17 protein-coding genes and 1 pseudogene are annotated in these 25,856 nt (G+C 66.8%); 11 read left to right on the forward strand and 7 right to left on the reverse strand.

Features of this window, described 5'->3' with window-relative positions:
* Position 1: 1 nt before the first annotated feature.
* The 4 genes from ACFYOW_RS37235 to ACFYOW_RS37250 all read right to left on the reverse strand — a co-directional run bounded on the left by ACFYOW_RS37235 (position 2) and on the right by ACFYOW_RS37250 (position 2,661).
* Complete coding sequence (locus ACFYOW_RS37235; RefSeq protein WP_387294755.1) at positions 2-622, reverse strand: TetR/AcrR family transcriptional regulator; 621 nt, start codon at positions 620-622, stop codon at positions 2-4.
* A gap of 147 nt (positions 623-769) precedes the next feature.
* The gene (locus tag ACFYOW_RS37240) at positions 770-955 is read right to left on the reverse strand and encodes a hypothetical protein (RefSeq protein ID WP_063040439.1); all 186 of its coding nucleotides are present in this window, start codon (positions 953-955) and stop codon (positions 770-772) included.
* Between the two features lie 166 nt (positions 956-1,121).
* A complete protein-coding gene (locus ACFYOW_RS37245; protein ID WP_387294757.1) occupies positions 1,122-1,637 on the reverse strand; it encodes a gamma carbonic anhydrase family protein in 516 nt (171 codons plus the stop codon).
* Positions 1,638-1,701: 64 nt separating this feature from the next.
* The gene (locus tag ACFYOW_RS37250; protein ID WP_387294758.1) at positions 1,702-2,661 is read right to left on the reverse strand and encodes a GlxA family transcriptional regulator; all 960 of its coding nucleotides are present in this window, start codon (positions 2,659-2,661) and stop codon (positions 1,702-1,704) included.
* 71 nt (positions 2,662-2,732) lie between these two features.
* Here ACFYOW_RS37250 and ACFYOW_RS37255 point away from each other — a divergent pair, with 71 nt between their 5' ends.
* From ACFYOW_RS37255 to ACFYOW_RS37265, 3 genes are all read left to right on the forward strand, one after another.
* A complete protein-coding gene (locus ACFYOW_RS37255; protein WP_387294759.1) occupies positions 2,733-3,500 on the forward strand; it encodes an MBL fold metallo-hydrolase in 768 nt (255 codons plus the stop codon).
* Between the two features lie 76 nt (positions 3,501-3,576).
* Positions 3,577-4,692, forward strand: coding sequence for an alanine dehydrogenase (gene ald / locus ACFYOW_RS37260; RefSeq protein WP_387294761.1), 1,116 nt, complete (start codon positions 3,577-3,579; stop codon positions 4,690-4,692).
* A 31-nt stretch (positions 4,693-4,723) separates the two neighbouring features.
* On the forward strand, positions 4,724-6,250 hold the full coding sequence (locus ACFYOW_RS37265) for a serine hydrolase domain-containing protein (protein WP_387294762.1): 1,527 nt from the start codon (positions 4,724-4,726) through the stop codon (positions 6,248-6,250).
* Positions 6,251-6,288: 38 nt separating this feature from the next.
* Here ACFYOW_RS37265 and sigJ read toward each other — a convergent pair whose 3' ends face one another.
* The gene (gene sigJ, locus ACFYOW_RS37270; protein ID WP_387294763.1) at positions 6,289-7,236 is read right to left on the reverse strand and encodes an RNA polymerase sigma factor SigJ; all 948 of its coding nucleotides are present in this window, start codon (positions 7,234-7,236) and stop codon (positions 6,289-6,291) included.
* Positions 7,237-7,543: 307 nt separating this feature from the next.
* Between sigJ and ACFYOW_RS37275 the strand changes: the two genes are divergently transcribed.
* On the forward strand, positions 7,544-8,461 hold the full coding sequence (locus tag ACFYOW_RS37275) for a cobalamin biosynthesis protein (RefSeq protein WP_387294765.1): 918 nt from the start codon (positions 7,544-7,546) through the stop codon (positions 8,459-8,461).
* Between the two features lie 163 nt (positions 8,462-8,624).
* Here ACFYOW_RS37275 and ACFYOW_RS37280 read toward each other — a convergent pair whose 3' ends face one another.
* On the reverse strand, positions 8,625-9,485 hold the full coding sequence (locus ACFYOW_RS37280) for an SURF1 family protein (protein ID WP_387294766.1): 861 nt from the start codon (positions 9,483-9,485) through the stop codon (positions 8,625-8,627).
* Between the two features lie 215 nt (positions 9,486-9,700).
* Positions 9,701-10,162: pseudogene (locus ACFYOW_RS37285) on the reverse strand (low molecular weight protein-tyrosine-phosphatase); the annotation flags it as partial.
* A 44-nt stretch (positions 10,163-10,206) separates the two neighbouring features.
* On the opposite strand from ACFYOW_RS37285, the gene cobC reads away from it, so the two are divergent.
* The 7 genes from cobC to ACFYOW_RS37320 all read left to right on the forward strand — a co-directional run bounded on the left by cobC (position 10,207) and on the right by ACFYOW_RS37320 (position 25,694).
* On the forward strand, positions 10,207-11,244 hold the full coding sequence (gene cobC / locus ACFYOW_RS37290; protein WP_387294767.1) for an Rv2231c family pyridoxal phosphate-dependent protein CobC: 1,038 nt from the start codon (positions 10,207-10,209) through the stop codon (positions 11,242-11,244).
* Positions 11,245-11,287: 43 nt separating this feature from the next.
* On the forward strand, positions 11,288-12,409 hold the full coding sequence (locus tag ACFYOW_RS37295) for a Nif3-like dinuclear metal center hexameric protein (protein ID WP_387294768.1): 1,122 nt from the start codon (positions 11,288-11,290) through the stop codon (positions 12,407-12,409).
* 104 nt (positions 12,410-12,513) lie between these two features.
* A complete protein-coding gene (locus ACFYOW_RS37300) occupies positions 12,514-13,158 on the forward strand; it encodes a hypothetical protein (protein WP_387294769.1) in 645 nt (214 codons plus the stop codon).
* 256 nt (positions 13,159-13,414) lie between these two features.
* A complete protein-coding gene (locus ACFYOW_RS37305; RefSeq protein ID WP_387294770.1) occupies positions 13,415-14,152 on the forward strand; it encodes a zinc ribbon domain-containing protein in 738 nt (245 codons plus the stop codon).
* An 82-nt stretch (positions 14,153-14,234) separates the two neighbouring features.
* Positions 14,235-15,500, forward strand: a complete 1,266-nt coding sequence (locus ACFYOW_RS37310; RefSeq protein ID WP_387294771.1) for a bifunctional RNase H/acid phosphatase — start codon at positions 14,235-14,237, stop codon at positions 15,498-15,500.
* 315 nt (positions 15,501-15,815) lie between these two features.
* On the forward strand, positions 15,816-18,290 hold the full coding sequence (locus tag ACFYOW_RS37315) for an FAD-dependent monooxygenase (protein WP_387294772.1): 2,475 nt from the start codon (positions 15,816-15,818) through the stop codon (positions 18,288-18,290).
* 177 nt (positions 18,291-18,467) lie between these two features.
* A complete protein-coding gene (locus tag ACFYOW_RS37320) occupies positions 18,468-25,694 on the forward strand; it encodes an amino acid adenylation domain-containing protein (RefSeq protein WP_387294773.1) in 7,227 nt (2,408 codons plus the stop codon).
* Positions 25,695-25,856: the final 162 nt, after the last annotated feature.

Raw genomic sequence — 25,856 nt, forward strand, 5'->3', positions numbered from 1 at the left:
GTTATGCGGTAGCCCGGACGCCGACCATCGGCAGCAACGTGCGTCGCGCGAAATCCCGACCGGCCGCCACATCATCGATCGGAATGAGCCCGTCGGGCGTCAATGCCAGCGACAGTGCCAGCCGCGCCATGATCTCGGCAACGAGTTCGAAGTCGAAGTCGTCATCCGCGCCGCTGCGGAGTTCGCGCAATTTCTCCGCCAGATAGGTGCGCCCGACCGCGATGATCGGTCCGGCCTCGGTAGTCAATCGGGGCAGGATGAGATCGGGTTCGGTGCGCAGCAGCCGCCGCAACAGTTCGTTGCCCGCGATCTCGGTGATGACCGCGACGAAGATCTCGATCAGCTGTTCCTCGACGCCGTCGACCTTCTGCACCCGCTTATCGATCTCGGCGACGAAACGCTGCGCTTCGCGCACGCTGACCGCCTCGACCAGATCGTTCTTCGATTCGAAGCGGCGATACAGGGTGGCCGGGCTGATTCCGGCGCGCCGGGCGATCTCGCCCATGCTGGTGCGTTTGATGCCGAAGTCCAGGAACGCCGACAGCGCGCTCTCCAGCAGCTTCTCCCCGTCGCTGACGGGCTTTTCCAGAATGCGCTGGAGGATGGGCGGAACGGTCGGCATCGAAGCTCCAGTCGAATCGGCTCGGGACGCCGATGGTGTCTGGGCGTCGCGACGGTGCGGGTGCGTGCCATTCATTATTTCACCGGGTCGCGGCGGTTCGACCGCGGATCGGCACCAGAGCTCGACCGACGACAGACAGACGCGCGACTATGTGCGCGGCAGATCCAATTCCGCCATCTCCTTTTCGATCGCATTGGCGGCGAAATCCACCCCGCTGGAGCGCAACTCGTGCACTCGCCGCTGTAGCGCCTCGATCCCACCCGGCTGGGCCGCGATATCGGCCACGCTGATCCGCCCCGACGGCCGGTGCATACTCTGCTGCACGTACGCCACCGTGTTACCTCCTGCCTGCACGCTCTGCGGCCACCATCCCGGTGGGCTCGCCCTCCGCGCTACAGGCCACTCGACAGCTGTGTCGGCGGGAGATCCCGGGATACCGGGCACGCTGGCAGAATGCTATCAGCGATTTAGTTTGGTCAATTGATCAGTGTGGTCTGTCTCACACCTGTTTCGCGTCTCGGTGGTTGGCCATGTTGTGCAGGTAGACAGCGCTATTGAGTCGGATGCCGTCCTGCTCGGCCTCGCTCAACTCGCGGCGCACCTTGCCGGGCACCCCCGCGACCAGCGAGCCGGGCGGAATCCGCGCACCCTCCGGAATCAGGGCATTGGCGGCGATCAGACTGCCCGCGCCGATGACCGCGCCATTGAGCACCGTGGCGCCCATGCCGACGAGCACATCGTCGCCGACGGTGCAGCCGTGCAGGATCGCATTGTGTCCCACCGAAACTCCGGTGCCGACGGTGAGTGGGAAGCCGGGGTCGGCGTGCAGTACGCAGCCGTCCTGAATATTGGTGCGCGCCCCGATGCTGATCGCCTCGAGGTCACCGCGCAGAACCGCGCTGTACCAGATGCTCACCTCGGCGGCGAGTTGCACGCGTCCGATTACGGTGGCGTTCGGTGCGATCCACGCGGTCTCGTCGATTTCGGGCGTATGTCCGCTTACCTCGATCCTCATGTCGAAAACATAGGGGGACCGAAAGCGGCGGAGCCGGCGGGGTGGGCGAACGCAGCCGGCGCCGCTACTCCGCCGGGACCGGCGTGCCCGAGAACAGCGCGCGGTGCGCGGCCGGGCTGGTGCCGAGGATGCGGTGGAAGTGGTGGCGCAGGCTGACCGCGGTGCCGAAGCCGGTCTCGGCGGCAATGCGATCCATGGTGTCGGTGGTGGATTCCAGGAGCAGCCGGGCGCGGTCGGCGCGTTGTTGCAGCAACCATTGCTGTGGACTGGTTCCGGTGCGTTCGCGGAAGCGGCGGGTGAAGGTGCGTCGTGACATGAGCGCGATGCGAGCCCAATTGTCCAGGTCGATCGGTTCGCCGAGATTCGTTCGCGCCCAGACCATTGCGCGTTCGACCGGATCGTCGTCGGCGGCTTCCGGTACGGCCACCGGAATGTACTGGGCTTGGGAGCCGCTGCGGTGCGGGGCGGTCACGAGCGATCTGGCCAGTTCGGTGGCGGCCCGGCTGCCGAGGTCGTCGCGGACCAGGTGCAGGCAGCAGTCGAGTGCGGCGGCAACGCCCGCCGAGGTGACGATATCGCCGAGGTCGGTCCAGAGGGTGTCGGCGCGGACCCGGACCCTCGGATAGGTCGCGGCCAAATCGGCGGCCGCGGCCCAGTGCGTGGTGATTTCCCTGCCGTCCGCCAGACCGCTCGCCGCCACCGCGAAGGAACCCAGGCACAGGCCGACGATCCGGGCACCCCTGGCATGTGCTCGATGCAGTGCGTCGCGCAGTTCCGCCGAGATGCCCATATCGCGCTGCCAGCTCGGGATCACCACCATGTCGGCACGCTCGAAGGCGTCGAGTCCGGTCTGCACGACGATGTCGAACCCGGCGGGGGTCCGCAGGGTGCCGGGATTTTCAGCGCACACCTCGACGCGATAGTCGGGTGTGCCCTCGGTGCCGACCCGGCCGAAGACCAGCGTCGGTACCGACAGATGGAAGGGGATAACCCCGTCGAAGGCCAGAGCGGCGACGGAACGCATGGCCCGATCTTATCGCTAAGAGGCTCACGGGCCACTATTGATCGAATATCGGGACGACAAGTATTGATCCCATGACCGAGACGATTGCACGCACCACCATCGAAGCCCTGCACATCGGCGGGCCCACCCTGCGCTTCCGGTACGGCACCCTGACTTGGCTGACCGATCCCACCTTCGACGCTCCGGGTGACTACCCCGGCCCGATCACGCTGCACAAGCTCACCGGCCCTGCTGTTTCGGTGGACCAGGTGGGGCCGGTGGACGTCGTGCTGCTGTCGCACGACCAGCACGACGACAATTTGGATCACTCCGGCCGGAAATTCCTCTCGACCGTGCCGACCGTCTTGTCGACGCCGGATGCGGCCGATCGCATCGAAGGTGTTCGGGGGCTGGCGAATTGGGAGACCGTCACGTTGGGTGACGTGCGCGTGACGGCTGTGCCCGCACTGCACGGGCCCGAGGGATGCGAGTCGCAGACCGGTGTGGTCACCGGGTTCGTATTGCAGGCCGAGGGGCTGCCGACCGTGTATGTATCCGGTGACAATGCCTCGGTCGAGGTCGTCGAGCAGATCGTGGCGCGGATCGGCCGGATCGATATCGCGATCCTGTTCGCCGGTGCCGCGAATGTCGGCCGGTTCGGCGATATCGATCTCACCCTGAACGCCCGTACCGCGGTGCAGGCCGCCGAGGTGTTGGGTGATGCGGTGATCGTGCCGGTGCATGCCGAGGGCTGGGCGCATTTCAGTGAGACGCTCGAGCGCCTGGAGCGGAATTTCGGTTACGCGGGGCGGGCCGCGCAACTGCGCATTCCGAAGCGGGGTGAGACGTTCACCGTGTGAGCGCCCTCGGAAAACCGGCGGTGCGCTCAGCGCGGCGGTCATGGCGCCGGGACCGTCGGTGGTCCACGATGGCGATATGAGGATCGCAATTCCGCGGGAGGTCAAGGAGCAGGAGTTTCGAGTGGCGCTGACCCCGGCCGGTGCCGGGGAACTGGTGCGGCACGGGCACGAGGTGCTGATCCAGGCCGGTGCCGGGGTGGGGTCCGGATTTTCGGATGCGGATTATGTCGCCGCCGGTGCCCGGATGGTGCCCGCCGCCGAGCAGGTGTGGTGGGAGGGCGAGTTGGTTCTGAAGGTCAAGGAGCCGATGGCCCTGGAGTATCCGCGGCTGCGGCGGGAGCAGGTGCTGTTCACCTATCTGCATCTGGCCGCGTCGCGCGAGTGCACGGATGCGATTCTGCGGTCCGGAATCACCGCGATCGCCTATGAGACGGTGCGGGCGGCGGATGGGTCGCTGCCGCTGCTCGCACCGATGAGCGAGGTCGCGGGCAAGCTCGGCCCACAGGTCGGCGCGTATCACATGATGGCGCCGCTCGGCGGGGCCGGGCTATTGCTCGGCGGAGTACCGGGGGTGCTTCCAGCCGATGTGGTGGTGCTCGGCGGTGGTGTCGCGGGAACGAACGCGGCCACGGTCGCGGCCGGGATGGGCGCGAAAGTCACTGTGCTGGATACGAATTTGACGCGACTGCGCGAGCTCGACGCGCGGTTCGAAGGGCGTATCTCGACGGTGGCCTCGAATATGGTCGAGGTCGAACGGGCTGTGCTGGCGGCGGATCTCGTCATCGGTTCGGTGCTGGTGCCCGGCGCGCGGGCGCCGAAGCTGGTGTCCGAGGAACTGGTTGGCGGTATGCGGCCGGGGTCGGTGCTGGTGGATATCGCCATCGATCAGGGCGGGTGTTTCGCCGGTTCACATCCGACGACGCATGCGAATCCCACTTTCCGGGTGGCTGATTCGCTGTATTACTGTGTGGCGAATATGCCGGGTGCGGTGCCGCATACCGCGACCGTGGCGCTCACCAATGCCACGCTGCCGTATGTGCGCGCGATCGCCGACCACGGGTGGCGGGAGGCGTGCACGGTGCATCCCGATCTCGCACACGGGGTCACCGCGGATAAGGGGCGGCTGTTGTCGGCGGAGGTTGCGGCGGCGCACGGATATTCGATGCCCGAGCCGGTTGGGTTGGCGGGCTGAGGTGGTGCGATGGTGGTTCCGCGGACGCGCGATGAGAAGGGCGAAAGCGGTGACTGCGGAATACCTGCGGCGGGTAGTGGTGATCGCATTACTGCTGGTGTTGTTGCCGTCGGTCGGTACGGCGGTTGCGGCACCGGCCCAGGGCTTCGATCCGGCGGCCGTGGATCGGTATATGTCCGAATACCTTTCCCGGACACGGTTGCCGGGGGCTTCGATCGCCATTACCCATGGTGATCGGGTGGTGTATGTGGCGGGCTACGGTCACGATTCGAGCGGTGCGGCGATCAGCGCGACGTCGCGCATGCCGATCGCTTCGGTGAGCAAGTCCATGACGGCGTTGGCCGTGCTGCAGTTGGTCGATGCGGGCAAGGTGCGGCTCGACGCGCCGGTGCGTGAGTACCTCAGCGACTTTCGGTTGGCCGATTCGCGCGGTGATCGAATCACCGTGCGGGAGTTGTTGAATCAGACGTCGGGAATGTCGGATACCGCTTTTCCCGATCTGCGGCGGCCGCAGGCGGATTCGCTGGCCGGGGCGGTCGAGCGACTACACGCGGCGAAACTGGCCGCCGATCCGGGGACGGAATTCCACTATCACAACCCGAACTACCAGGTGGCCGCTCGGCTGGTGGAGGTGGTCAGCGGGGAACTGTTCGCGGACTATATGCGGCGAAATGTATTCGGGCCCATCGGGATGCGCGACAGCACGACGGTGAATTCGCCGCGCGAGGCCGAGGATGTGACGCACGGATACATTCGGGCATACGGCTTCGCGATACCGGTTGCCGAGCCCGATTGGTTCGTCGGTGGTAGCCACGGTGTGATCACCACGGCCGCCGACCTGGCCGCGTGGCTGATCACACAGAACAACGGTGGTGTGGCACCAGATGGGCACCGGGCGGTGTCCGCGGCGGCGGTGACCGAGATGCACACACCTTCGGGAGTCGGTGACGACGAGTACGGAATGGGTTGGCAGCGCGAACAATCCGATCAGATCGTGCACTACGGTGACTGGTTCACCTACACCGCCGCACAGGTCTTGGTGCCCGACACCGGATACGGGATCGCTGTCATAGCCGATACCGGCTTGGCGCTCGAGGACGATCCCAGGATCATCGCGCAAGGCTTGGTCGAGCTGTCTCGGGGCGAGTCACCGGATGTGCACCGCCCGTGGGGCATCTACGCCGACTGGGGCATGGCACTGCTGACGCTGGCGACTCTCGTTCTCGGTGTGCTCTGCCTGGTGCGATCGCGCCGCTGGGCCGATCGGCAGACCGCCCGGCCCAGCTGGCTGATCGCCCTGCGCCAATTGCCCTATCTCGCCCCGATCCCGATCCTCATCGCGCTACCGCAGCTCGCCGGTCTGGTCTTCCGCGGCCGTGCCCCGACTTTTCTCCAGGTGACCTACGTCTGGCCTGGTCTCGTGGTATTTCTCGGCATCACCGCGGTGGCGGGCGCGGGTGTTCTTCTCGCTCGCGGTGTCCGGCTCATCATGCTGCGGCGCAATCGATCCGGGACCGATATCGAACGAGAAGCGCCCGTGGACCGAGCGCCCGCCTAGCCGGCGGCCCGCACATTGCAATGTGCGGGCCGCGTGGGTTACTCGGCGTTCGGGCCGAGGTACCAGTCGGGGGCGCCTTCGGTGGGGAGGTCGTGCAGCTTGTCCGGATTGCGGACGACATTGATGGCGACGATGCGGCCGCTGTCGATGGTGAAGGAGAAGACGCCGGTGTGGGTGCCGTCGAAGACGACCAGACCGGGCGCGCCGTTGACCAGGACCGCGCGGCCCCAGGCGCCCGCCGCGGACGGCGCGTGGTACCAGCCGAGCAGCATCTTCGCGATGAGCTCGGCGCCGCGCACGGGCTGGCGGATAGCGGGGACCTTGCCGCCGCCGTCGGCGGTCAGGCTGACATTGGCGTCGAGCACGCCGAGCAGCGCGCTCAAATCACCCGAGCGCCAGGCGACCGCGAAGGCCGAGACGACCTTCTCCTGCTCGTCGGGCGAGGCGGGGAAGCGGGGCGTGCCGTCCTCGACGCGCTTGCGTGCGCGCGAGGCGAGCTGCCGCACGGCCGCAGGCGTACGCCCGACGACGTCGGCGACCTCGGGACCGCTCATACCGAACACTTCCTGCAGCACGAATGCGGTGCGCTCGGCGGGCGAGAGGGATTCCAGCACGACCAGCAGCGCCGTGGTGACGCGCTCGTCCTGGGTGATCCGGTCGGCCGGATCGTCCCAGGTGGTGACCTCGGGTTCCGGCAACCATTCACCGACATACTGCTCGCGCCGGGCGCGGGCCGAACCGAGCTGATCGAGGGCCAGCCGCCCGGTGACCGTGGAGAGCCAGGCCCGCAGATTCTCGATCTCGCCCGCGGTCCCGGCCTCGTACTGGCGCTGCAGCCGCAGCCACGCCTCCTGCACCACGTCGTCGGCATCGGTGAGACTGCCGAGCGTGCTGTAGGCGAGCCTGCGCAGATACGGCCGGTGCTCCTCGAAACGCCGAGCCAACTCGGCCTGATCGATGGGTTCGCGGGAGTGGTCTGCAGTCACTGGTCTCGCCGTTCGGTCGTACGGCCCCGTCAGGGGCGAGCTTATGCGTCGTCACCCTGATGACGACACAGGGCTAGCGAGTGTGACATCACCGCTCTCCGGGCGAGTTTGGCGGGTCGCGCTGCGATCGGCTGGCAGCGCAGCGGCTACCTGGACAATTCGGCGTTCGGCCCCGAGGACGCACAGGGGATCGGTCGTAAGGCCATACGAGCGGTACGCATCGGTTGCGGATGCGAGCGCCCGCGGGGCGGACACGTGCGCTGGGCGTGGGCGTGGGTAGGAGGTGGCGACGGGCTACCCTCGCCGGGTGCGAACGGGGACTTGTACGGCGGCCGGGCTGGTGCTCGGGTTCGCCCTCGACCGGGTATTCGGTGATCCACGCCGGTGGCATCCGGTGGCCGGATTCGGTACGGCGGCAAGTGCGCTGGAGCGGGTCACCTATGCCGATCGGCGTTCGGCGGGAGTCGTACACGAACTTGTGTTGGTCGGTGCGACAACGGCGTTCGGCTTCGGGCTACGGCGCGGTGGGGTAGTTGCGACCACGTTGGCGACCTGGACGGTGCTCGGCGGGCGCAGCCTCGTGCGCGCTGGACGGGAGATGGCCGACCGGCTCGAATCCGGTGATGTGGCGGGTGCGCGAGCACTGCTGCCTTCGCTGTGCGGGCGGGATCCGGAGGTGCTCGATGCGGACGGATTGGCCCGTGCCGCATTGGAATCCATTGCCGAGAACACCTCGGACGCGACGGTCGCGCCGCTGGTGTGGGGTGCGATCGCCGGGACGCCGGGGTTGCTCGGGTATCGCGCGATCAACACCTTGGATGCGATGATCGGCTACCGCAACGAGCGGTACCTCCGTTTCGGTTGGGCCGCCGCTCGTGTCGACGATCTGGCGAATCTGTTGCCCGCGCGCGTCAGCGGCATGCTCACCGCCGTCCTGGCCTCTGCCGTGGGAGGTCATCCGGCCGACGTGCTGCACGCGTGGCGACGAGATGCGGCCAAACACCCCAGCCCGAATGCCGGGGTCGTCGAGGCCGCGATGGCAGGTGCGCTCGGTGTCCGCCTCGGCGGGCGGACTCAATACCGGCACGGCATCGAACTGCGTCCAAGCCTGGGTGACGGTCCCGCGCCTCAGGTCGCGGATCTCCGTCGCGCTGTACGCATGTCGGAGGCTATCCAGGTCGGCGCAGTCCTGACCGCTGCGCTCTGGGCAGTACTGCATCGCTGACCCGCTCGCAGACCCGCTATCGGATAGTCCGGTGAATAGAATCCATGCCGATGTTCACGCTGCGGCGGCGAGGGCAGTTCCCTTGTTCAACAGTCCGAGTCCTCCGTCCAGCAGTCTGAGGATCCGCTCCCGGGACCTCGTCTCAGACGTGAGCGGCTAGTGCTCAGCGAGTACCGCCGTAGCGGTCGGCCAAGCGCTGCTCGTTGGTGGATGCCGGTGCGGGGGTTGGGGTTTCGGTCGGGGCTGGTTCCGGGGTGGCCATAGCCTTTCCCTTGCGACGCTCGCGGATCTCGGCGTAGATGAAGTAGCCGAGGCCGAGGGGAGCCATGATGCCGAAGGCCAGCCATTGCAGGCCGTAGGAGAGATAGGGGCCCGCGTCGAGTTGCGGGAGGGGGGTGGGGGTGAAGGCGCCGGGCTGGTTTTCGCTGAGCTGCAGGTAGCCACCGCGTTCGCCGGTGGGGATGACGGTGAGGGGCACCTGCAGGACGCTCATCTCCTGTGTGGTGTCCACCGAATACACCTGGCGGTAGCCGTCCTGGACCATCGGGTCCTTACCGGGGGTGACGCCCTCGGACATCCGGATTCGCGCCTCGACCTTCTGCGGTCCGGCGGGCGGATCCGGAATCTGCGGTGGGCGGGAGCCGTCGACGGCCGCGACGAGACCGCGATCGATCAGCAGGATGTGGCCGTCGTCGAGTTTGAAGGTGGCCAGCACCGAGTAGCCGGGTGCGCCGTCGAGGTGGCGCAGGCGAACCAGCACGGTCGAGTTCGGCATATAGCTGCCGGTCGCCGTGACACGTCGCCATTCGGCGTGCGAATCGGTGCTCTGGTCGTCCAGGACGGTGGCGATATCGATCGGGGCGGCGTCTACCGAATCGGCGATCAGCTGGTTGCGGTGCGAGGTCGTGGTGTTCTTGCCGAGCTGCCACGGTGCGAGCACGGTGAAGCAGAGGTAGGCGAAGGCCGCCACGAGCACGGCCAGGATCAGCCAGCTCGGGCGCAGCAGGAAGGTCAGTCGGCGCATCACAGGCGTCCGTCGGGGACGGGTTCATAAGAGACTGATTGGTCCGATTTGTGTCCAGGCTCTTCGACAACGAAGGAGCCGTCCGTGGATGCGACGACGTCTCGGGATGCGTCGACTGTCCGGCCGCGGACGGGTGCGACCGAGTGCGCCGAGCGGATGGCATCGCCCGGGTCCGCGGCTCGGCTCGTGTCGCCGGTACGCGCGGCGAGGGTGGCACGAACCCAGTCCAACAGCCCAGGGATGGCGGCTGCGATCTGATCGTGGACCAGATCGAAGTCGGCGGTGTCGCCGTAGTACGGGTCGGGGACGTCGAGGGCGTCGGCAGCGGGGTCGAAGCTGCGGAGCAGGCGGCGGCGATCCGATGGGATGCCGAGGGTGGCGAGGCGGCGTTCGTGGCCGGAGTCGAGGGCGACCAGCAGGTCGGCGTCGCGGTGCTGGTTGCCCAATTTCGCGGCGACGTGGCCGGTCGGATAGCCGTGGCGGAGCAGGGTGGCATTGGTGCGGGCGTCGGCGTCCGCTCCGACATGCCAGCCGTCGGTGCCCGCGCTGCTGACTCGCACGCGGTCGGCGAGCCCCTCGCGATACAGGTGTACCGCGAACATCTTCTCCGCCATCGGCGATCGACAAATGTTGCCGGTACAGACGAACGACACGTGCAACTCACCCACGACAGCCATTGTGGCCGGTCGTCCCGATGGACCGCCACGTAGGGTGTTTTCTCGTGTCAGCGGAGAGTGTCGATCACGCGAAATTGCGTCATCACGGTGACGTCGATGCGCGCCCCGGCATGCTCGATTTCGCGGTGAATGTGCAGGGCAGTGCGCCGCCGGACTGGCTGCGGAACCGACTGACCGCGCGACTCGACGACCTCGGCAGATATCCGAGCGCGGCCGACGAACTCGCCGCACGCGCCGCGGTGGCGGCTCGCCACGGACGCAGCACCGACGAAGTGTTGCTGCTGGCGGGCGCTGCCGAGGGTTTCGCGATGCTGCCTCGACTCGCACCGCGACTGGCCGCCGTGCTGCACCCCTCGTTCACCGAACCCGAACTGGCGCTGCGCGAGGCCGATATCCCGGTGACCCGCGTCGTACTCGAGCCGCCGTACACCCTCGATCCGGCGCTCGTTCCCACTGCTGCCGACCTGGTAGTGCTCGGCAACCCGACCAACCCCACCTCGGTCCTGCACCCCGCCGACACCATCCGTGCGCTGCGCCGACCGGGTCGGATCATCGTGGTCGACGAGGCCTTCGCCGATGCGATTCCCGGCGAACCGCAGTCACTGGCCGCTGCTGCCGGACCGGACATCCTCGTTCTGCGCAGCCTTACCAAAACCTGGGCCGTGGCGGGTCTGCGTTGTGGCTACTTCCTCGGCCCACCCGAACTGCTGGCCCGCCTGAATCACGGCCGCGCGCACTGGCCGCTCGGCACGCTGCAACTGGAAGCGATCATCGCGACCGCCGAGCCGGATGCGGTCGCCGCGGCACAACAGCGAGCACACACGATCGCCGCCGAACGCGACTCGATGATCGAACGACTGACCACTCTGGGCATACACGTCCACACCCCCGCTGCCGGGCCATTCCTGCTGCTGCGCCTGCCGGACGGTGAGCTCCTGCGAAAGCATCTGGCAGATCAGGGAATCGCGGTCCGCCGCGCAGACACTTTCCCGGGCCTCGGAGCGGATTACCTGCGCGTCGCGGTCCGCGGTCCTGCCGAGGTCGATCGGTTGGTAGCCGGAATCCGTGCGGCAGGACTTTGAGGTCGGCTGGTGCGGGCGGAAATCGGGATATGGAGGTAGGCGGATGGTGACGACGCTGGCGGATCTCATCGGGGTGCTCGACGCGGCATATCCGCCGAAGTTGGCGGAGTCGTGGGATTCGGTGGGTTTGGTGTGCGGTGACCCGGCCGATGAGGTGACTCGGGTGCTGTTCGCGGTGGATGCCACTGCCGCCGTGGTGGATGAGGCGATCGATTGGCGGGCGCAGGCTTTGGTGGTGCACCATCCGCTGCTGTTGCGCGGGGTCGACACCGTCGCCGCCGATACGCCCAAAGGTGCTCTGCTGCATCGGCTCATCCGGTCCGGGTGTGCGTTGTTCGCGGCGCATACCAATGCGGACTCCGCTGATCCGGGAGTTTCCGATGCGCTGGCCGAGACGCTCGGTCTCACCGTCACCGGACCTTTGGATTCGAAACCGCGAGCCGCCGTGGACAATTGGGTGGTCCAGGTGCCGCGTTCGCATGCGGATGCGGTGCTGGCGGCGCTGTTCGCAGCCGGTGCCGGTGGGAGCGGAACCTATCGGGACTGTGCTTTGCGGGTGCCGGGAGTCGGGCAGTTTCGTCCGGTGGCAGGGGCGAATCCGGCGATCGGCGCGATCGGGGAGTTGCAGCAGGTCGACGAGGATCGCCTCGAAGTGATCGCACCGCCCTCGGCGCGCACCGCAGTGCTGGCGGCGCTGCGTTCGGCCCATCCCTACGAGGATCCCGCCTATCACGTCACCGAGCGTGCGGCGTTGCCATCCGGGCTCGGCATCGGTCGAGTCGGCACCCTGCCCGAACCGGAGTCCTTGCGCGAGTTCACCGCTCGGGTCGCCGCCGCGTTGCCAGCGACCACCTGGGGCGTCCGTGCGGCCGGTGACCCGGACCGCATGATCAAGACGATCGCGGTGTGCGGCGGCGCGGGCGACTCCTATCTGAGTACGGTCGCCCGCCTCGGTGTCGACGCCTACGTCACCTCCGACCTGCGCCACCACCCGGTCGACGAACACCTGCGCAGCGGCGGCCCCGCCGTGATCGATGCCGCCCACTGGGCCACCGAATTCCCTTGGTGCGCACAGGCGCAGACAGCAGTGCGAACCGCCCTGCCCGACCTCGAAACCCGCATCTCCACCCTGCGCACCGACCCCTGGACGATCGCCGCCCCGTAATCCGATACCGAACCAGCCAGTGCGACGGCGTGTTCGGGGCGTGTTGCCGGACATGGTATGTGGTTCAGGTGAGTTGACGCGCCCGCTCGGGGTACAACTACCGCATGAACTACCCGGTGGACTTCGGGATCGTGCAGATCGGTCTGATGCTGATCATCCTGGTCGCGGTCGCGTTGCTGATATCGGCGCTCGTCATGGTGCGCAAGGTCGGATTGCGGGTTTTGCTCGGGCGCGGCGCCGGCGGATTAGCGCTGCTGGTCGTCGCGGTACTGCTGCTGTGGGTGATCACGCTCGTGCAGACATTCCTCGGACTGAGCGGGGAGGTCAAGGCCGCGCACGTGGTGGTGAATCAGGTTGCGGGCCAAGACCACCGGCTCGAGGTCGACCTCACCCTCTACGGCGACGAGCATCATCCGGAAAAGCACGAGAAATATCAGGTCGAGGGTGACCTGTGGGTGCTGCAGGCCAATATCGTCGAATTGAAGCCCTGGGTGAACGCCCTCGGCTTCCACTCCGGCTACAAGGTCACCCGCCTCTATGGCCAACGTCTCGACGGCGTCGCAACCACCCAGAACCAGATCTTCGTCAACGGCGACGACCAGGACTTCTTCAACGATATGCGCAACCACAAATGGTGGACCGACCCGTTCGTCCGCTCCGCCTACGGCAACGCCGTAATCGCCACCCCCGGCACCTACGACGTCTTCATCTCCCGCGATGCCATCAAGACCCGCGCCCCCGGCAGCTGACTGTCCGAGCTACCACCGTCGCGATCGGCTGGTCGAGTCGATGCGAGATTGCATCTGGCCCGCACCCGGCTCGCCGAGAGCGTGCATGACGCTGGTCGGGGCATGTTCACCCGCATAGCCAGGCCTCGGTTACACGCATTTCTCCGCCACACACCTGGCCCGGACCGGATCACCCACCATCCGGGGTACGGTTGAAGACTGGCATCGCCACCTCGCGTGCCCCCATCCGTCCACAGCGTCCAGGAGTTTGTCCGCGTTGAATGTCGAACCACCTGTCCAGGCCAAGCTGCTCCAGCTCGCCGCCGTCGACGCCGAACTGACGCGGATCGCGCATCGGCGCACCGTGCTGCCCGAGCAGCTGGAGGTGGCGCGGCTCGAGGGTGAGCGGAATGCGCACAAGGATGCGGCGGTAGCGGTCGAGATCATGCTCGACGATCTCGACCGTGATATCCGCAAGCTGGAGGGCGAGGTCGACGCGGTGCGCAAACGCGAGGAGCGCGACCGCGGCATGCTGACCGCCGGTTCGGTGGGCGCCAAACAGCTGTCGGAAATTCAGCACGAGCTGGGCAGCTTGGAGCGACGCCGTTCGGTGCTCGAGGACGAGTTGCTCGAGGTGATGGAGCGCCGCGAGGCGTCGGCATCCGATCATGATCACGCGGGTGCGCGGCTCAGCAAGACCGAGCAGGAGCTGGCCGATGCGCAGCGCCTGCGCGACGAGGCGCTGGCGGATCTCGATGTGGCGCAGGGCCGTTGCGATTCCGACCGCAAGGATCTGGTCGCGCTGTTCCCGGACGAACTGCTGAGCATCTATGACCGGCAGCGCACCCAGCACGGCGTCGGCGCCGCGCTGCTGCAGGCCCGCCGGTGCGGCGCGTGCCGGATCGAACTGGACCGCGGTGAGATCGCGCGGATCGCCAAGACCGCGCCGGATGTGATCATGCGGTGTCCGGAGTGCGGTGCGATCCTGGTGCGCACCAAAGAGTCGGGTTTGTGAGGTTTCCGGTGCGGGTATCAGTACTCGCGTCGGTCCGCTCCCAGCGACGGATGGTCGGCTGTCGAAGAGGACGAAGGAAACAATGACCGAGCACGAGGTGATCGTCGAGGCCGACGGCGGTTCCCGGGGCAATCCGGGTCCGGCCGGTTACGGCGCGGTCGTCTTCAGTGCCGATCACATCCGAATTCTCGCCGAGCGCAGGGAATACGTCGGTATCACCACCAATAATGTCGCCGAATACCGCGGGCTCATCGCGGGTTTGGAGGCGGCGGCGGAGTTGGGCGCGCGCGTGGTGTCGGTGCGGATGGATTCCAAGCTGGTGGTCGAGCAGATGTCCGGCCGCTGGAAGGTCAAGCACGCGTCCATGATTCCGCTGGCCGACCGGGCACGCAGGCTCGTCGCCGGCTTCGACAGCGTGACGTTCACCTGGATTCCGCGCGCCGAGAACTCCCATGCCGACCGGCTGGCGAACGAGGCGATGGATGACGCGACGCTGATCGGCGAGGTGCACGCCGCCGAGCGGCAGTTGCTCGACGCGGGCGCATCGGCCGCCACCCTGGCGGAAGAGGTGCGCGCGGCCGAAGAACAGCTGCTCAGCTGGACCGACGAGCCGCAGAGCTCCGCGCGCGGCGTCGAAGAGCACTTGCCGAGTCGGATCGATGCGGCCCGGGATGCGCAGTCGACCACATCGAATACCCGAGTCGCCGAAAACTCGCCCGCCTGGACCGGCGCAACGGGCCGCCCGACCCGGTTCCTCCTGCTGCGCCACGGCCAAACCAACCTCTCGATAGAGCGCCGCTACTCCGGCCGCGGCAACCCACCCCTCACCGACCTCGGCCGTGAACAGGCCGCCCGCGCCGCGAAAATGCTCGCCGCGAAGGGTGGCATCGCCGCCGTGGTCACCTCCCCGCTCGGTCGGGCCCGCGAGACCGCCGAAGCCGCCGCGACCGCACTCGATATCCCGGTGCGCGTCCTCGACGGCCTCACCGAAACCGACTTCGGCGACTGGGAGGGGCTCACCTTCCAGGAAGCGGCACAACGAGATCCGCAACTACACGCTCGCTGGCTCGGTGATCCCTCGACTCCGGCGCCGAATGGCGAGAGTTTCGACCAGGTGCGCGAACGGGTCGAGGCGGTGCGGCGCGATCTGCTCGCCCTGTATCCCGGCCAGAACATCGTGGTGGTCAGTCATGTGACCCCCATCAAGACGTTGCTGCAGTTGGCGCTCGGCGTCGGTCCGTCGCTGCTGTATCGCCTGCACTTGGACCTGGCGTCGCTATCGATCGCGGAGTTCTATCCGGACGGCGGTTCGTCGGTTCGGTTGGTCAACGACACGTCCTACCTCTGAGGAAGATGGGCATCGGACCAAACCCGAATCTTTTCGCGAACCGTGAATTATGGCGCATCGCAATGGATTCGGCCTGTCGAAACGACCCGTTTGGGTTGAATCTCACACGGTAACGTTTCAGACACGGTTATAGCGGTAGGCTTCGGTCGGTCAGGCACAGGCATCCCGCCCCGCCTGTCTGGTCGGGGATAACGAAGGTCTTCGAACAGTGCTGCTCGGGGGGATGAGAGCCGACGAGCAGCGTTGCTCGGTGGTCGCTTCGAACGATGAAGTAGTCCTGTGCGGTCGAGTGATTCGATGGAAGCGCAGGTTCGAATGAGTAGTCCGATCAAGGTTATCGTGCTCGGTGCGGGGATCGGAGGGCTCACCACCGCCGCCGCATTGCGACAGGCGGGCTTCGCGGTCGAACTCTATGAGGCCGCTGCCGAGCTGCGTGGCCAGGGATTCGGACTTTCGGTGCAGGCCAATGGGATCAAGGCGCTGCGTGCAATCGGCCTCGGCATCGAGGAGGAACTGTTCGAGCGCGGTGGCAAGGTAGAGACCTTCCGCTTCAACAACCCGGACGGCACGCCCATCCGCGTGCTTCCGGTACACCGCCAGGACGACCGGCTCGGCGCACCGAGCGTCGCCCTGCACCGCAAGGATCTGCACGCGATCCTGCTGCGCGCGATCGGCGATACCCCGACTCATGTTGGCGCACAAGCGACTCGGTTCATCGACGACGGTGAGCACGTGCGCGTCGAATTCGCCGACGGCCGCATCGCCGAGGGTGATCTGCTGATCGGCGCCGACGGCATCCACTCCGTGGTGCGCGCCCAATTGCACGGCCGCGCCGAACCGCGCCCCGGCAATTTCGTCGCCTGGTTGGCCTGCATCCCGTTCGAACATCCCGCCGTGCCGCGCGGCTACTCCGCCCACTATTGGGGCACCGGAATGCGTTTCGGCATCCACGACATCGGCCACGGCCGGGTGTACTGGTGGGGCACCATGACCATGCCGGGCGACGAGGCCGTCGATTGGCAGGGCACCAAGGAAGATCTGCGGCGGCTGTATGCCGACTGGGCGCCGGAGGTGCGCGCCTGCATCGATCAGACCGAATGGGCCGATGTGCTCGCCGTGCCCTGCCAGGACCGTCCGCCGCTGGACGGCTGGGGCCGCGGCCGGGTCACCCTGCTCGGTGATGCCGCACATCCCATGCTGCCCAGCCTGGGCCAGGGCGCCAACTCGGCCATCGAGGACGCGGTCGTGCTCGCCCACACACTGAAGTCCTCGCTGGATCCTGTTGCGGGCCTGCGCCGTTACGAGCAGGTGCGTGCCGAGCGCACCGCCATGTTCGTCAACGGCTCGTGGTCGCTCGGCAAGATCGAGCAGACGACCGACCCCAAGCTGGTGAAGGTGCGCGACACCTACTTCCGGCACGCACCCACCGAATTCTTCCTGCGCGAATTGGGCAAGCCGATGTCGTTCCCACCGCTGGAGGGACCGACCGCGCGGCTGCCGCGCCAGCTGTCCCCGGTGGAGCGCTGGCACTGGATCGCGGATCAGCTTGCGCCGCTGCATATTCTGGCCCGGGTGCGGGTGCACGGCTCGATTACCGCCGAGCAGGTGCGCACCGGTCTCGACGAAGTGCAGCACCGACATCCGCTGCTCGGTGTTGCGGTGACGGCCGAACCCGACGGCACCGCACCGCGTTTCGTGCCGGTGCCCACGCCGATTCCGCTGCGTGTAGTCAAATCCGCCGATCCGGATGCGTGGTTGACCGAGGTCGACGAGGTCGAGTTGCGCGAACCCTTCGACTGGCACTCCGGTCCGCTCGCGCGCGCCGTGCTCATCACGGATGCGACCGGTGAGACCAGCGATCTGATCGTCACCCTGCACTATGCGATCGCCGACGGCGAGAGCGCGATGTCGGTGGCCAAGCAGGTGCTGCAGGTCGCCGCGGGCGATGGCGTCGATCTCGAGCCCGCACCGGTCCGGCCGGGTCCGGAGGAACTGTTCCCGGCAAAGTTCCAGGGCGCCAAGGGCTTCGGCCGCACCGTGGGATCGCTGCTGCGCGACCAGAAGTCGCAGCTGAAGCGGCCGCGCCGACTCGAACCGACCGAACTCGCACCGCCGTCGCGGCGACGCAGCAGGGTCGTGCACCGCAGCCTGGATGCCGATCGACTCGACGCATTGTCCGCAGGCTGTGAGCGCAAAGGCGTCGGCCTGCAGGCCGCACTCTCGGCGGCGCTGCTCATCGCGGCCGCCCGCGAGTCGGGTACCTACACCGAATCCTGGTACACCGTCGGCAGTTCGGTGAACTTCCGCGGCCACCTCGACGGCGCGGTCGCCGATACCGAGGTCGGGACCTACCAGGGCATGATCGCGACCCCGGCGAAGTATGCGCCGTGGTCCTCGCTGTGGCAGATCGCCGGCGAGATCGAGCGCGAGTACGGCGCAAGAATGGACCGTCGCGACCATCTCGCGGCATTGAGCCTGCTGAAGGTCGCCGCACCGAAATCGGTGGCCGCCAGTGCATCCACGGTCAAGCTGATGGACACCCGCGGTCCAGGTCACCTGTGTATGACATATCTGGGGCGCTACGCGTTCCCGGACAAGATCGGCGCGTGGCAGCTCTCGGGCGCGCAATTCGTCTCGGGCATGTCGGTGAGCGGCTTCATCATGGCCACCGCCAATGCCACGCACGGCGAGTTGTCGTTGAACATCGGCTATGTCGAGCCCGCGGTGTCGCGTGAGCGTGCCGAACGTCTTGGCGATGAGAGTGTGCGCGCGCTGCTGTCGGTGATCTGACAGGGCTCGCACACCCATAAACGAGGGCGAATCCCGGCATCGATGTCGATGCCGGTAATTCGCGCTATCTGAAAACTGGATACAAGTGGTAACAGCTATGCGTTTCGGCGTCGTCAGGGGTGGGTCCTGGACAGTTCGCGCACGGTCTGTGCCGCGACTGTCGCGATAGGAGTGACTGTGACGTCGGAAACCAGCGCAAATCCCGAAAGACCAATCGGAGCATGGCCGGTCAGCGCATATCAGCGCGACGTACTCGGCCTGGCGTTCCGGCTGGCGCCCGAGCCCGTTGCGCAGCAGACCTATAGCCTGCGCATGGATGAGCCGCTGGATATCGAGCGGCTGCAGGCCTGCTGGCAGCGCGCTCTGATGAGCGATGACGCGTTGCGTCTGCGCTTCGCGTTCGAGAACGGCGAATTCCGCCAATGGATTTCGAATGAGATTCCGCCGGTCGAGGTCATCGATCTGACCGGAGCACCCGACCCCGAGGCCGCGACCCAGGAGTGGTTGTGGCGCGAGGTCGGCGCGCCGGAGCGTCCGGATCGGCCCGCGCGGCTGGCCGCGGTGGTGGACCGGCCGGACCGGTTCTTCCTGTTCATGTCGTTCCATCACGCGCTGGCCGACGGCTACGGCATGAATCCGGTCATCGCCACGCTCGACACCAGCTACAAGATGAAAGACGTTCCGCTCGAACAGCTTGCGGTGCCCGAGCCCGCCAACGAGCACACCGACCGTTCCGTGGCCACCTATCGGCGGATCATCGAGGACGACGAGGCGTACCGGACCTCCGAGCAGTACACGGCGGACCGCGACGGTCTGCTCGCCGCACTCGACGGCGTCGAACCCGCTCTGTTCCCCAATCGGACCAGCTCGCCGAGAATCGCCCGCGGACACTACAACACGATGATCTCGGGGCAGTACCTCGATCGCGTCCGCGTCACCGGTGTCACCGTCTTCGCCTATCTGACCGCCGCGGTAGCAACGTATCTCGCGACGATCCACCGCACCGATCAGGTGGTGATCGGCGTCCCGATGCTGAACCGGCACTCGGCGGAGACCTATCGCACGCAGGGCCACCGCGCCAATGTCGTTCCGCTGCCGGTGCGCGTCGATCGCGACGTGCCGCTCTTGCGGATCGCCGAGCAGGTGACCCAGCAGATTCGGAAGCTCAAGAAGCATCAGCGCTTCCCGTACGGCGAGCTGACCCGCGCGCTGAATCCGGATCCGGCCGCGCCGCCACTGTACGACGTCGCCTTCTCCCACACGAAGCTGCCGGATGCCGATTACGTCCACGAGCTGATCTCGAAGTGGACGGTGCACAATCCGGGTTCGGTGACCAACGCGCTCACCATCGTCACTGCCGAAAATGGCCGGGACGGCTCGTTCAGCCTCCAGTTGTTCTATGACAAAGACATTTTCGACGCGAGCTTCCCGATCGAATCGGCGCTGCGCAGCGTCGGCGAAATGGTCACCGCGTCGCTGGACGATCCGGAAACCCCGGTGGGTGCGCTGCCGCTGCTTTCGGCGCAGGCGAGTGCCGAAGTCGCGGCGTTCGAGGCTGGTCCGCGTATCGAATTCCCCTACACCACCATTGATCGGCTCTTCACCGAAAAGGCCGCCGACCATCCGGACCGGGTGGCGGTCGTATCCGCCGACTCCCGCGAACTGACCTACGCCCGATTGTCCGGTCTGGTCGACGGTTTCGCAGCCAGGCTGCATGAGCTCGGTGCCACCGGCAACGAGTGCATTCCGGTGGTGCTGCCCCGTTCGACCGATATGCTTATCGCGGTGCTCGGCATCCTGCGTGCCGGATGCGCTTACATGCCGCTCGATCCGGATTACCCTGCGGCGCGTATCGAAACGGTTCTCGCGGACTGCGAAGCGCGGTTCGTGGTCGCTGGAAGCGAGCATGCGCGGGTCTACCGAGACCTCGGTATCACCCCTATTACGGTGGCCGACACTGTGCGCGGCACGGTCGAAAACGTCTCGCATCCACACGATTTGAGCTATCTCATCTACACCTCGGGCTCCACCGGTGTGCCCAAGGGCGTGATGGTCGAGCATCGCTCGGTGGTCAACCGGCTGACCTGGATGCAGCGCCGCTACCCGCTGCTCGCCGATGACGTGATCCTGCAGAAGACGCCCGTCACGTTCGACGTTTCGGTGTGGGAGTTGTTCTGGTGGGCCATCACTGGCGCCAAGGTCGCACTGCTCGAGGTCGGCGGCGAGCGCGATCCGCGCCGCATTGCCGAGGCCATCGAGGCGAATGCGGTGACCGTCGTGCACTTCGTGCCGTCCATGCTGGCGGCCTTCGTCGACGAGTTGGAGGCCGATCGCACGATCGTGCCGCGCATCGCGAGCTTGCGCCGGGTGTTCTGCAGCGGGGAGGCGCTGCCGCCCGCGCTGGTGCGCCGCTTCCACGTCGCCTTCGCCGCGGTCGCTCAGCGGCCACCGCAATTGGTGAACCTTTACGGTCCCACCGAGGCCACCGTAGACGTCTCGTATTTCGATTGCCCGCAAGGTGATTCGCTGGATCTGGTGCCGATCGGCCGTCCGATCGACAATATCGACCTGCTGGTGCTCGACGAATCCGGTCGTCGCATGCCCATCGGCGTTCCCGGCGAGCTCAATATCGCCGGAGTCGGCCTCGCGCGCGGCTACCGCGGCCGCCGCGACCTGACCGCGGCCGCATTCGTCGACGATCTGACCGTGCCCGGCCGTCGCCGCTACCGCACCGGTGACCTGGCGCGTTGGCTGGCCGACGGCAGCCTGGAGTACCTGGGCCGATTCGATGATCAGGTCAAGATCCGCGGTAACCGGATCACCCTCGGCGAGGTGCAGAACGCCATCCTGGGCTGTGCGGGTGTGCGCGCCGCGGTCGTCGTCGACGAGCAGTCCGAAACGCATGGGCTGCATCTGGTCGGATATTTCGTCGGCGATGCCGTCACCGGTGACGAGATCGCCGACCAGATCGCGCTTCGCCTGCCCCGCTACATGATTCCGACCCGGCTGCTGCGCGTCGACCGGATTCCGTTGACGCCCAACGGCAAGGCCGATCGCAAGGCGCTGGCACGGGCCGCGGCGGTTTCGGAGCATGCGGAGTTCGTCGGCGTGCCGGTCGAACCGCGGACACCGGTCGAGGCCGAGCTGGCACAGGTCTGGCGGACCGTGCTCGGTATCGACTCCATTGGTGTACACGACAACTTCTTTACCCACGGCGGCGACTCCATACTCGCGCTATCGGTACGGACTTCAGCCGAACGCGCCGGACTGTTCTTCGATGTGGATGCCTTCTATGAGCATCCGACCATTGCCGAATTGGCTCGGATCGTCTCGGATGGACCGGACGGCAACCGGATTCGCATCGCCGATCCATTGGCGACCGTGCCGCTGATCGACCGCGCCGCACTGCATCAGGCCGAGGACGCCTTCCCGGCCACCGCGCTGCAGCTCGGCATGCTCTTCCACAGCATCGAGCGCACGGATTCGGCTACCTACAAGGACGTATTCCGCTATCGGTTCGAAATGCCATGGAACGCCGCGCAATTCCGCGCCGCATTCGACCGGCTGGTGCGCCGTCAGCCCGCACTGCGCTCCTCGTTCGAGCTGAGCAGGTATTCGGTCCCGCTGCAGGTCGTGCATACCGCGATCGAGTACGAGATGGACATCGTCGATGTCTCCGATCTCGATCCGGTGCTGGCCGACCAGGACGTCGAGGACTACACGCGGGAACGCAGGCACGCCCGGTACGACCTCGCGCGCGCACCGCTACATGCCGTCCGGGTATTCCTGCAGCCGTCCGAGGGCACCCTGCAGACCGTCGATCTGGTGCTCAGCTTCCACCACGCCATCCTCGACGGATGGAGTGTCGCGACCTCGGTGCTCGAGCTGCTGGTCGACTACCTGAACAAGCTGGGACTGATCGAAACCGGTATCGATGACACGCCGCATGCGGCCACTGTCCTCGCCGAATACGCCCAGTCCGAAATCGCCGCGGTGCACGATGACTCGGCCCGTGAGTTCTGGCGCGAGGCGCTGGCCGGAGCCGAGCCGACCGCGCTGACCGCCCTCGGTGTCCACGAGGGTGCGGGTGCGCAGGACCCGCAGGCGGCCGCCCTGGTGCCGCGTCGGCTCGCCGAGCGGGTCACCGCCTTCGCGGCCCGGCATCAGGTGCCGGAGAAGGTGGTCTACCTGGCGGCGCACTGCCTGACCCTGCGCACGGTGACCGGCCGCACCGATATCACCACCGGCGTGGTCAGCCACGGCCGACCGGATCGGGCGGGCGCGGAGAGCGTCGCGGGCCTGTTCCTGAACACGCTGCCGATGCGGCTGGACGATACCGCCACCACCTGGCGTACGGCCGTAGAGCAAATAGCGCGCCGGGATCGCGACGCCTACCCGCACCGACGCTATCCACTGCGGTCGATCCTGGCCGATGGCGGCCCGGCGTTCGAGACGGCATTCAACTTCATCAACTACCACGTCTTCGCACCGATCCTCGGTACGGACCGAGTCACCCTGCGCGACTTCGACGTTCGCGAGGACACCAATTTCCAGCTGCTGGTGACCGTGGCCCATGATCCGCGCGACGGCCGAATGTGGGTGCGGGTCAACGGTGATCACACGCTGACCAAGGACCAGTGCGAGACCGTCGCGGTGACTCAGCTGCGCATGCTGGCGGCGATCGTCGCGGATCCGGATGCGGCGATAGATCGCGGCACCGGTCCGGCCACCGCGCGCGATATCGGCACACTTGTCGCCGACGCGGCCGCACTCAATCCGCACACCATCGCTGTTCAGGGCGACGAATCCAGCCTCACCTACGACGAACTGATCGAGCGCAGCGAACGACTCGCCCGATGGCTGCACGGTTTGGGGGTCGGACCCGGCGACCGGATCGGCATCCTGATGAGCCGTCGCCCGGAATTGGTGCTGTTGGTGCTGGCACTCATGCGAATGGGCGCGGCCTGCGTCCCGCTCGATGTCAGCTACCCGCGGGCCCGGCTGAATCTGATGATCGACCGCGCCCGCCCGCACCGGGTGATCGCCGACGCCGCCTACGCCGAAATCGTCGACAATGTTCGACTGGTGCTGGACACGGCGGAGGTGTTCGATCCGACGGCCGACAGTGGCACAGAGTTCGCTGTCCCGGACTACCTTTCGCCCGATGCACTCGCCTACGTGCTGTTCACTTCCGGCTCCACCGGCGAGCCCAAGGGCGTCGCCATGCCGCACCGCGGCCTGAGCACGCTGGTGGACTGGCAGAACCGCAGCCCATCGGGCATGAATCTGGCCAGCACATTGCAGTTGGCGCCGTTGAGCTTCGACGTGTCGTTCCAGGAGATCTTCACGACCCTGGCCGCGGGGTCCACGCTGCGGGTGAGTTCGGCGGACTTGCGCGCCAATGTCGAGGAATTACTCAATACCGTGATCAGCGAAGGTATCGAGCGGCTATTCCTGCCCTATGTCGCACTGCAGGCCTTCGCGGAGGCTGTTGTCGCCCGGCGAAAGTTCCCGGTCGACCTCAAAGTGCTCGCGTCCTCCGGTGAGCAATTGCGCATCACCGACGAGATCCGCGCGCTATGCAAAGTGGTGCCGGGGCTATTGCTGGAAAACCAGTACGGCCCAACGGAATCCCACGTCGCGACGGTATTCACCCTTGCGGGCTCACCCGACGACTACCCGGCGCTGCCGCCGATCGGACGGCCGGTCGACGGCGATACCGTCGAATTGCTCGACAGCGCACTGCGTCCGGTCACCGATGGTGTGATCGGTGAGATCTACCTCGGCGGCCGTTCCCTCGCTCGCGGTTACCAGGGCCGGGCGGCACTGACCGCACAGCGGTTCGTGGCCACCCATGGCGGCGGAATTCTCTATCGCACGGGCGATCTCGGCGTGCGGCTGGCCTCCGGCGATCTCGTCTGCCTCGGCCGCAGTGACAGTCAGGTGAAGATCCGCGGTTTCCGGGTGGAGCCCGCCGAGGTGGAGCTGTGCATCCTCGGACTGGTCGAGAAGTATCCGGCCATCACCGAGGCGGCAGTGGTGGCACGGGGATTCGGCGGCATCGACGGTGCGCTGATCGCCTTCCTGGTCGGCGACGCCGAGCAGACCGATCTGGCGGCATTGCGCCACGATCTACGCGGCGTACTGCCCGCGCATATGGTGCCGTCGCGATTCGTCTTCCTCGATGAACTGCCCCGCACTCCCAGCGGCAAACGCGACGACGGCGCATTGCGCTCGATCGTCGAATCCGCGCCGGAATCGATTACCGCACAACGGGAACCGGCCGACGAATACGAGCACTCCGCAGTCGAGCTACTTGCCGAATACGCGGGTCTACGTTCCATCGGCCTCGACGACGACTTCTTCGCCGCGGGCGGCACCTCCATCGGCGCCATGCGCGTGGTGATGGGGTTGTCCCGGCGCTTCGGCGCCGAAATACCGCTGGATTTGTTCATCGGCGCGCCGACGGCCGCCCAACTCGCGGCGCTGATCCGGTCCGGAAATACCCGGCGCACCTTCGACCCGCTGGTGCCGATCACCGTCGGCGGGCACAAGCCCCCGCTGTTCCTGGTGCATCCGATCGGCGGAAATGTGCTGTGCTACTTGACCCTTGCTCGCTACCTCGATCCGGATCGCGCGATCTACGGCCTGCAGGCCGCGGGCGCGGATGCGGGCAGTACGCCGGAGAAGACGATTGTCGGGATGGCCGAGTCCTATCTGGCGGCGGTGCGTCGCGTGCATCCGGAGGGGCCCTACCACCTGGCCGGCTGGTCCTTCGGTGGCAATGTCGCACTGGAGATGGCGCGGCAACTGCCCGAGTGGGAAGTGGCCAGTGTGACGCTGCTGGACACCATGGCATTGCGTCAGCAGGCCCGCGAACCCATCGCCGAGGAACAGCTCATTCGCTGGTTCTTCCTCGAATTGCTGTGGTACGCCCGCGGAAATCAGGCCGCGCTCGTCGATTTCGAACCCGGCGTGCACGGATCCGAGGAGCTCTTCGATGCGATGCTCGCCGAGGCGATCCGGTCGGGAATTCTGCCCGCCGACAGTTCACCGCAGGCGATCCGGCGGCTCTACGAGGTGTTCTACGCCAACTACACGGCGTTGCTGGAGTACCAGCTCGAACCCTACGACCGCGATATCACCCTGCTGCGCGCCGAGGAGGGCCTGCCACCGGGTGTGGATCTCGCGCACCAGGCCGTCGGCAGCATGTTCGACAGCGCGAACAACGGGTGGCAGCAGTACGCGGCCCGGCGCTTCACGCTGGTCCCGGTGCCCGGCGACCACCTGCACATGATGACCGAACCACACGTTCGCGAGGTCGCGGTGCAGTTGGACTCGGCGCTCGCGGCGGCCGATCCGGATCCGGACCGGGAGCTCGGCGCCGAAATGCTCGACGCCTGAGCGGTGTGGCCCAACCGCTATGCCGGTAGCGGTTGGGCCGAGGCGCTGTGGTGCGGCACACAGGTAGTTGTTCACGAAGTGTGAACTAGAGTTCCGGGTGGCCGCAGCTGTCGGGGCGGCTCTCCATCGTGTGTGCGGTTGGCCAATGCCTGAGTCGATTGC

The organism is Nocardia sp. NPDC006982 (assembly GCF_042869435.1).
GTDB lineage: Bacteria > Actinomycetota > Actinomycetes > Mycobacteriales > Mycobacteriaceae > Nocardia.